We start from the raw sequence: 9,321 nt of genomic DNA on the forward strand, positions 1-9,321 counted from the left end.
CTGAGCGCCACTTTTTCGTGCAATTGAATTCCGTAAAAGTTGGTTTTTACACCTTAGGAAACTTATTATCACCCATAGATTTGATGTATGTCTACCATCTTATGTATTGTTGCGGACACCGTTACTTTAAAGTAGGTGCTCCCGTTCCTACGCCCAAGCCTCTTCCTACATTTGGCAGCAATTTAAGCAACTCAAATAAGCTATTTAATTTTGCCGAAAAAACTTTTCCAGAATTTTTTAGTCCTTCTGGCGTTGATACATTCGAAGTTGACTATGACTCAAGGCACTTTATTGTTAGGTATTATGCTGATAGTAATACCTATATTGGTACTGTCGGGGGAGGATATTTATGTTTATGGTGATGTGTTTGGGGGGTTACTCGAGGTTGGTGAAATTAGCGATTATATTCAGATAGACCCAAATAAAGACGTCTTTATTCTTAATATTGCGACAGAAATGGAAGAGGGAATGTCAGTTGCTGGGGTTCTTTCGCCTAATAAACTAGCAAAAGTGGGTACAAGTAATCTTTTAAATAGCAATATTAAAATCATTGTCAATACTACACGGGGGGAAATATAGGGCAATCGCATTAAAAACCTATTGACATTTTAATGTAAATAGTGGCCTATAAGCACTATTTGTTTATGAAACCTCCTGCTAGCGCATCAATAATCGAACATTTCTCCTCAATTCCAGATCCTCGCCTTAATCGTAGGAAACTCCACAAACTAGAGGATATTTTTTTTATTACGCTTTGTGCTGCAATTTGTGGTGCGAATGACTGGGTGGCAATAGAAGAGTTTGGTAAAGCAAAGAAGTCATGGTTTGATGAATTGCTGGGTCTTGAAAATGGCATTCCTTCACATGACACGTTTGGTAATGTATTCGCGGCCATTAACACCCAGAAGTTTAGCGAATGCTTTAGCTGTTGGGTCGCCGATCTGACAGAGTTGAGTGGTGAAAACATCATTGCGATTGATGGCAAGTGCTTGCGTCGTAGTATGGACAAGGCATCAAATAAAGCGGCTATTTATATGGTCAGTGCCTGGGCAACTGAAAATCAGCTGGTGCTTGGTCAGCAAAAAGTAGATGAAAAGTCTAATGAGATCACGGCGATTCCTAAACTGCTGTTACAGCTAGATATTACTGGAGCTGTGGTCACAATGGATGCAATGGGTTGTCAAACATCTGTGGTAGATCAAATTATTGAGCAGAATGCAGATTATATGCTGAGTTTAAAAGGGAATCAGGGTAATCTGCATAAAGATGTAAAACTCTTTTTTGAAACAGAAAGTACCTGCCCAGAAGTGGGGCATGAGTCATATGATGCGGGGCATGGGCGAATAGAAACACGTACCGTTCGTGCTTCATCCGATATCGACTGGCTAAAAGAACAGCATCCCAAATGGACTGCTCTTAAAAGTATTATCGCTGTGACGGCTAAACGTGAATGTAACGATAAAATAACGGAAGAAACACGCTATTTCATTAGCAGTCTTGATGCGACGGCTCCAAAATATTTAGGGCAAGTTGTCCGAGCGCATTGGGGAATAGAAAATAATTTACATTGGGTTTTGGATTATGCATTTGATGAAGACTCCCAAAGGACAAGAATGGGAAATAGTGCTGCTAATATGGCAATTTTCCGACATATTTCATTAAACTTGCTTAAATCAGAGAAGACAGCAAAAATTGGGATTAAAAATAAGGGCCTTAAAGCGGGATGGGATGAGGATTATTTGCTAAGGGTGCTTTTCTCGCAGAGAAAAAATAGCTAGGAAATATAAGAGCATGATGTTTAATGTTTTTTTAATGCGATTGCCCTGCGCTTCATGATAGCTTTTGGGACTCCTGTCACAAAAATCGATTCGCCACGCGGCGAATCAATAGTGCCCCGGTACGCCCTACGTCCACCACGACTATGCCCAAAACCCCCTGCATAGCCACACGGTTCTCACTAATGGCTTTATGGCTCTTCGGTAAAACAATAGCCTCCCTCGCGCGCTGCTAGCGGACTTCGGATTGGCAACAACCCTTCGCCTACCGCGGACTATCAGCCCATCTGGGGCTGACAGCGGTAGCACTTTTTATTGTCTGGATTCATATGAATGTTAGTTGCTCCTAAGGATTTACTTTATGTCCACGACTCCCACATTATATCTTGATTTGAATTTAATACTTGTAACGTTCTTTGGAATGGTTGCCAGATATAGGCCTGTTGACTGGTAAGTATTTTTTGCTCCTGCTGTTATCTTATATTTAATCAATAATTTATCGTCATCGAACTCATAGTAAACCAGTCCTATTTTCTTCGAGATATTTGATGGCTTTGTCATGATAGCAATGACTGAGTTTTTCTTAAAATTCACCTTATCGACTTTGTTTCCCATAGTTTTGGCGACACCAAAATATTGATCAAAGTCTTTTTGATTATTGACCACGACATGCATAAAGTTATTATTGTCATCAAACTTGACAGTGTTCTTTATAAAATATCCATCCAATTTTTCAACGGTCTTTTTTTGGTAAATCGTGCTTCCTTCTTTAATGGTTTGCAAAATGGTGATTTCTCGAATCGCATATACGTCACTTACTTTTAGAGGGTTTTTATCGAGTATTACAAAATCAGCAAGCATACCTTTTTTAATCATACCCTTTCTGTTTTCCTCAAAAAACTGATAGGCGGGGCCTGTTGTAATATTCTGTAGTGCCGTATACGCATCAATTTTTTGGTCTGCCCCAAGAATTTTGCCACTTCTGGTTTCTCTTGCCATCGATGTCCACATGACAAAAAATGGGTCGAGTAAGGTGACATTAAAATCAGTATGGTTTGAGGTAACAATCCCAAGGTCATTTGCCGCTTTGATAGGGCTGATAAATGACGCTTTCTTTTTGCCAACATTTTTAACATGTACATCGCCCCAATAAAAAACATGGTTGGTAAAATAGGTTGGCGTAATACCTAGCTCGGCATATTTTGGTAAATGTTCCGGCTTTTGAAACTGAGAGTGAATGATAATGGGTCGCTTATCTTGCTCTGCTGTAATACCTGCCTGTTCAATGGCAAAAATGGCATCTTCAATCGCACCATCTCCATTCGCATGGAAATTAATCTGTACATTATTTTCTACCATGGTTTTAGCCATTTCAGCTAATTTATCTCGTGGTATAGAGGTATTTCCAACCCAGTTTTTTTCGCCATTGGGTCCAGGCACTAGATAAGGGCTGGCCATATAAGCCGTCAAGCCTTGAGGTGAGCCATCCAGTGTGAATTTACCTCCCTGAAATTTTAAGCGATTATGATATTCCCCAAATTTGTAATCTGGGTTGTTTAACCATTGATCCATTTCATTGAAACCTGGCAGCGAGGCAATATCAATAAAAAATCTGTTTTCTTGAGCCGCTCTTTTCAAGGTATTCATATCTTTAATATGCGTAAACCCTTCAATAGCATGCGTATAACCATTACTGGCATACAGCATTTGTGCTGATTTCATTAATTCCATCATTTCATCTTCTGATGGTTGCGGTAACTTATCGAATACTGGCATATAGGCCATTTCCATAACTAATCCAGCGGGTTCGTTGCTACCGGGCAACCGTGCGATGATGCCCCCTTCCGGCGTTTTTGAGTTTTCATCTAATCCTGCCCACTCTAATGCTTTGGAATTGAGAACACCACCATGCATAGAGATGTGTATTATCAATACCTTGTTGTTTGGGAATGCTTTATCTAAATCCAGTTTGGTAATGTGACGTTTTTCGGCCAGTAAATCTTGATCATATCCCCAGCCAACAATCCATTCACCGTTTTTAATACCTTTTTCTGTTTTAAATGCCTGAAGTTTTTTAATCATTGAAGCAATGTCAGTGACTGTTCCCATCGGAGGGGAGGCAACATTGACTTGCGTGACCATTAGTACAGCCGACATAAAATGACCATGAGGGTCAATAAAACCAGGCAACATGATTTTGCCTTTTAGGTCAACTTTAATGGTTTCTCCAGCAAAGTTGTTGACTGCACTGGCTTTGTCACCGGTATATATAATTTTTCCATCGCGTACAATGATGGCTTCAACATAAGCGGGTTTATCACCCTCCATGGTAAGAATATCGCCACCATAATAAAGTATTTGTTGTAATTTGACTGTATTTTCAGTAGATTGGGGTTTCTTGCTGTGCTGCTGATGAGCACAAGCAAATAAGGTCGCGGTAATGAATAGTAGTAATGTGATTCTAATCATAATTTTTCCTGTCATTATCAAAAAAGGGTGATTTATTCTTAATTATTTGAGTTACCACAGTACTGTTTGAAAGCTTCAGCTGTACTCTCAAATCCTATTTTCTCAGCAAGTTCCCAAGGACGCTCACATTGCCCCGTGCGCTCACACCAGGAATAGCCTGCTGATCCAATGCAGCCATGTGCATCACGCCCCCCGCCAACAAATTTTCCTTTATTAAGTTTCATTTTTCCCTTATACACAATACCAGCCACAGAAATGTCCTTTAATTTCTCAGGGGCAATTTTAAAAGGATTTTGTTCTAAAAGCGTAAACGTTGCTTCTTTGCCTACTTTTATCGAACCAATTTCACCTTCCATCTCAAAAGTACGGGCTGCGGTTATTGTTATCCCCTTCATGGCATCGTAAACTGATATTTTTTGCTCTGGATTCATCACTTTTCCACTGGCCACAATTCGATTCGCTGCTACCCAGGCGAGTAGTAACGGCTCAGCCGGAGCCATGGCAAAATCAGAGTGCAGTGAAAGTGGAATATTTCTTTTGGTTAATTCTTTCATAGCGACCATATTGGCCGCTCGCTTAGGCCCTAATCCTGTTTCGCTGTATTTATCGGCCAAAGCCCACAGGTAATAAGGATTTGCAGAAGCCTCAATCTTCATATCGGCCATTCTCTGAGCTTGTTGCGCATCAAATAAGCCAATATGATGAAAGGTCGTGCGGTGGTTTTTGCGTGGATTGCGTTTTAAGGCGGCTTCTGTAAAGTTTAAATATTCTTCAAGACCCAGATCACCTGTTATGTGAATATGAATTTTATAATTTTTATCCCACCAGTAATCAAAAATCTCCTGAGCCTGTTTCGAAGGAATAATCCACTCTGATTTACAATTGGCACAATTAAAGAATGGCTCTCGTAGTTGCAGGGCGAGTGAATAGATGGCACCATCACCAAAGGTTTTATATTGATTGGGGAGAAATTTAATATATTCAGTATTGTATTTTTCAGGCAGAGAGGCAATATGATCTGCATAGGTATCATTACCAACCTTTTTGACAAATTGTTCTGGAAAACCTGCAATCAAATAAATGGTATATGCCTTTGCTTTTTCGGTACCATCCAGCAGAACGGCATATTCATCTTCGAAAGTGCTATTTGGGAAACTAGGCTCTGTCATAGCTGTAATTCCATTTTGCAGCATCAATTGCGAGATACGCTCCATACCGAGTTTCAACATTTTCTGATTACTAAAGAAAGGGGAAAGTTTCGTTCCTTTCATCATTTGGTACGCCCTTTCCCAGAAATGATAATTGTCCCAATCTGCCTGCTTATTATCTGCTTCTGACAGGTCGCCCTTTTGAATACCATATTTTTTAACACAGGCTGAGTTTAAATACACTTCGTGAGTTGAGCGTTGCCAGATGATTGTTGGGATATCTCCCGTTACTTTATCAATATCTTTGAGCGTAATGTCTCCATGCCATGCTTTATGATAGCCCCAGATCATCACTGTTTTGTTTCGATCCTCTTTGGAATCGATAATATCCTTAACTGCTTTTAGGTAATTTTCTTTTCCGGAAACACCTGGGTAGGTCTGATGCGGCATTCTCCACTCATGAGGTGCCACAATATCGTTGGCTAAAATAAAACCACCGATGGATACAGGGTGAGCATGTGGTTCGATAAAACCAGGTAGCATGGTTTTTCCCTGCAAGTCCACTTCTATCGTTTTACCTGCAAAATTATTGACTGCGCTGGATTTTTTACCAACGTAGATAATTTTTCCATCCCGTTCAATAACGGCCTCTGCATAAGTTGGCTCATTGCCTTCCATGGTGATAATGTCACCGCCATAGTACAAAGTTTGTTGTAGCTTACTGGTATTAATCTTAACCCTTTCTTTTGGTTTGGTTTTTTTTACATTGCTACATGCTAATAATGCTGCTGCAAAAATTACAAATATCATAGTTCTAAACATTAAAACCTCCTTTCTTTAGTTACCACACAGCATACGAATTAATACCTCATTACCTTGAATAAAGTATTGGCGGGCATTTTTTCTGCTCATAAAAATCAATTAACAATTTACGCTTGTTGACAACAAGAAAGTTTATCTTACACGAAAATAGCAGAAGCCTGGTAGGGTACATTCTATGCACCATAAACAATCAGGCGCGCCATCCTATCTTATGAAATACTTGGGATTCCTGTTACCAAATATTCATTCACATACGGAGCGAACTGGATAAACCCCAGTACGCTCTCGCTGAAAATCATCATTTCGCTATCACTCTGTTTCCTAACTTTCAGCGATAGCCTTTATGGTGCATGATTAGTTTGGATGGTTGTAGGTAAAGGGGAACTACCGGAATACTTAGTTGAAGTAACACATAGACAAGAGTATAAGAGGTGCTAGGAGAAACTAATATAGATGCTATTAAAAGGCTTACTTTGTGACTATGGCTTAAATTAACACTATGCTTTCAGGCGTTATGTGTTTATGCTTTGAATTCAAGTAGCTGAAGGTTGATTGAAATGTTTTTTAAACTAAAATATCTAAGGATCTGATTATGAAAATTGTAATAATAGGTGGTGTAGCTGCTGGAGCATCTACAGCGGCACGCGCAAGAAGGTTAAATGAAGATGCTGAAATCATCGTACTGGAAAAGGATGCATTTATATCATTTGCCAATTGCGGTTTACCCTATCATATCGGGGGTAAGATTAAAGATCGCAGTGCTTTATTATTGCAAACACCAGAAAGTTTGAAGGCATCACTTAATATTGATGTCCGAACTCATCATGAAGTCACTCAGATAGACCGCGCTCTAAAGCAACTTACCGTGGTTGACCATAAACAAAACAAAACTTATACAGAGAGCTATGAAAAGCTGGTCTTGTGCCAGGGTGCAGATGCGCTGAGACCTCCTATTCCTGGAATTGATCATAAAAAAATATTTGTACTCAGAAATATCCCAGATATGGATGCTATTATTCAGGAAATTGGTGCAGGGGCCCGAAAAGCTATTGTCATTGGTGGAGGGTTTATTGGTATAGAGGTTGCTGAAGCGTTTCGACAACGAGACATGATGGTTGAATTAGTTGAGTTACAAAACCAGCTTATGCCACCACTGGATTTTGAGATGGCCTGTGATTTACGTTATCACATGGAAAGTGAGGGGGTGAAACTCCATTTGGGGCAGGCAGCTAAGGAATTTACCGATACCGCAGGAAAAGTTAAGGTTACTCTTGATAATGGCGACTCTCTAGTGGCAGATATTGTTATTTTGGCTATTGGTGTTAGACCGGTTTCAACACTCGCGGCTGGAGCTAAGCTTGCCATGGGGGCAAGAGGAGGAATCAAAGTAGATGGTCACATGCAAACTTCTGACCCAGATATCTATGCGGCAGGTGATATGGTGGAAGTTACTGATACTGTGACGGGAGAGCCAACACAGATCCCTTTAGCTGGACCTGCAAACAGGCAAGGACGAATTGTTGCTGATAATATTTTTGGCCATACCAGCCAATACAGTTCGACCCAGGGAACAGCCGTAGTCAAGGTATTTGATATGACAGCCGGATCTACCGGTGCATCGGAAAAGACCTTACAACGGGTTAAAAAAGCTTATCATAAGATTTATCTTCATCCTTCTGGACATGCGGGGTATTATCCCGGTACTGCACCTATGCATATTAAACTGCTTTTCGAGCCTAAAACAGGTAAGTTACTGGGGGCTCAAGTGGTCGGCTATGATGGTGTAGATAAACGCATTGATGTATTTGCAACCGCTATTCGTGGTGGGATGACCGTATTTGACCTAGAGCATCTTGAACTAGCTTACGCTCCGCCATATGGATCAGCAAAAGACCCAGTCAATATGGCGGGGTTTATTGCCGCTAACTTTTTGCGTGGTGATTTGGATTTCTGGTATTCTGAAAACTTTCCAGAACAAGTAGCGAACGGTACATTGCTCGATGTGCGCAGTACTAAGGAATTTGGAAGCTGGAATATTCCTGGGTCTATTAATATTCCCTTACGCGAACTGCGCTCAAGACTTGATGAACTTAAATCAGAAAAGCCAATCTACGTATATTGCCGAGTCGGTTTTCGCAGTTATTTAGCTTACCGTATTCTAAAGCAGAAAGGCTTTGACAAGGTTTTCATGCTGGCTGGCGGATCGAAAACGTTTAATTGTTTTTGTCGCACTCAACTCGCTACAGGTAAGCCTGGCATTCCTTTTGTTTCTCATGCTGAAGAAGAGCAAGCTGAAATGCCTGATGCACTAAAGCATGCCTAAACCTGAAGATACAGCTTGTCAAATTAACCCTGATGACTTAATTCGTCATCAATGGGTTTCTGTGGCGGCATACTTTAGAGCTGAAGCCAGCGGTTTTGAACCAGGAAAAAACCTGGATAACTGGCTAGAAGCTGAAATTGAATATATAGAGTTTCAGATACAAGGTTTTCTTCAGTGTGCTCAGGAGGATGGCGGAATGTCGATTGTTAGTTTACAAAAACTTGCTCAATCGATAGGTGTTGCCCATGCGGGAAAATTTTCTTCTGAATTAGAATTAATTCGTAAAATTCAAAAAGCGACTCGTCACCGTTCTTGCTTTCGAACCTTGTATCAACAGCCTTGTGAAGAACCTGAATCAGAATGCCCATGGCGAGCAGAATGCCAAAAAATATGTGCAGTCTGGTATCGATAGAACAGTTAATAGTCGCATATTAAAGAATTGAAAGACGCATATAGTCTGGAAATCGAGGTGAGGGCAACGTAAGCTCGGAGCTCCTTTAGGGGGTTAAAATAGGCGTAGAACCTTTATGGAACATGGCAGAAAAGCCCTATCTTAATTCAACAGGTGTATTGCTATCCGTTACTTTTAGATGTTATGCACTTATTATGCGAGTTCAGGGTCTTTAAAATAAACCGTTACATTACATTAGGTACTAAGGAATGAGCACAAATTAATTTAGGCAAGTTCAATTTAAGAATTATAATGATGCAACTCATAAACTTTATTTAAAATCGACCCAAGATAAAACCTTACTCAAAAGAAATTGAAGCGCAGATGCGAGAA

6 protein-coding genes are annotated in these 9,321 nt (G+C 40.3%); 4 read left to right on the forward strand and 2 right to left on the reverse strand.

Going from position 1 to position 9,321, the window contains the following annotated elements:
• The first annotated feature begins 273 nt into the window (after positions 1-273).
• Positions 274-579: a hypothetical protein gene (locus BQ7314_RS01865; protein ID WP_174482008.1), complete on the forward strand. Its 306-nt coding sequence runs from the start codon at positions 274-276 to the stop codon at positions 577-579.
• 65 nt (positions 580-644) lie between these two features.
• Positions 645-1,778, forward strand: a complete 1,134-nt coding sequence (locus BQ7314_RS01870) for an ISAs1 family transposase (RefSeq protein ID WP_174482009.1) — start codon at positions 645-647, stop codon at positions 1,776-1,778.
• Between the two features lie 351 nt (positions 1,779-2,129).
• Here BQ7314_RS01870 and BQ7314_RS01875 read toward each other — a convergent pair whose 3' ends face one another.
• Together BQ7314_RS01875 and BQ7314_RS01880 are read right to left on the reverse strand one after the other, a co-directional pair.
• A complete protein-coding gene (locus tag BQ7314_RS01875; protein WP_245394880.1) occupies positions 2,130-4,244 on the reverse strand; it encodes an amidohydrolase in 2,115 nt (704 codons plus the stop codon).
• 38 nt (positions 4,245-4,282) lie between these two features.
• Positions 4,283-6,214 carry an amidohydrolase gene (locus tag BQ7314_RS01880; RefSeq protein ID WP_174482011.1) on the reverse strand — a complete coding sequence of 644 codons (1,932 nt, stop codon included), beginning with the start codon at positions 6,212-6,214 and terminating at the stop codon, positions 4,283-4,285.
• 592 nt (positions 6,215-6,806) lie between these two features.
• Between BQ7314_RS01880 and BQ7314_RS01885 the strand changes: the two genes are divergently transcribed.
• Positions 6,807-8,537 carry an FAD-dependent oxidoreductase gene (locus BQ7314_RS01885; protein ID WP_245394881.1) on the forward strand — a complete coding sequence of 577 codons (1,731 nt, stop codon included), beginning with the start codon at positions 6,807-6,809 and terminating at the stop codon, positions 8,535-8,537.
• The gene (locus BQ7314_RS01890) at positions 8,530-8,949 is read left to right on the forward strand and encodes a DUF2934 domain-containing protein (RefSeq protein ID WP_174482012.1); all 420 of its coding nucleotides are present in this window, start codon (positions 8,530-8,532) and stop codon (positions 8,947-8,949) included. The genes BQ7314_RS01885 and BQ7314_RS01890 overlap by 8 nt, the downstream gene beginning before the upstream one ends.
• The last annotated feature ends 372 nt before the right edge of the window (positions 8,950-9,321 follow it).

This window comes from methanotrophic endosymbiont of Bathymodiolus puteoserpentis (Logatchev) (genome assembly GCF_900128525.1).
GTDB lineage: Bacteria > Pseudomonadota > Gammaproteobacteria > Methylococcales > Methylomonadaceae > Methyloprofundus.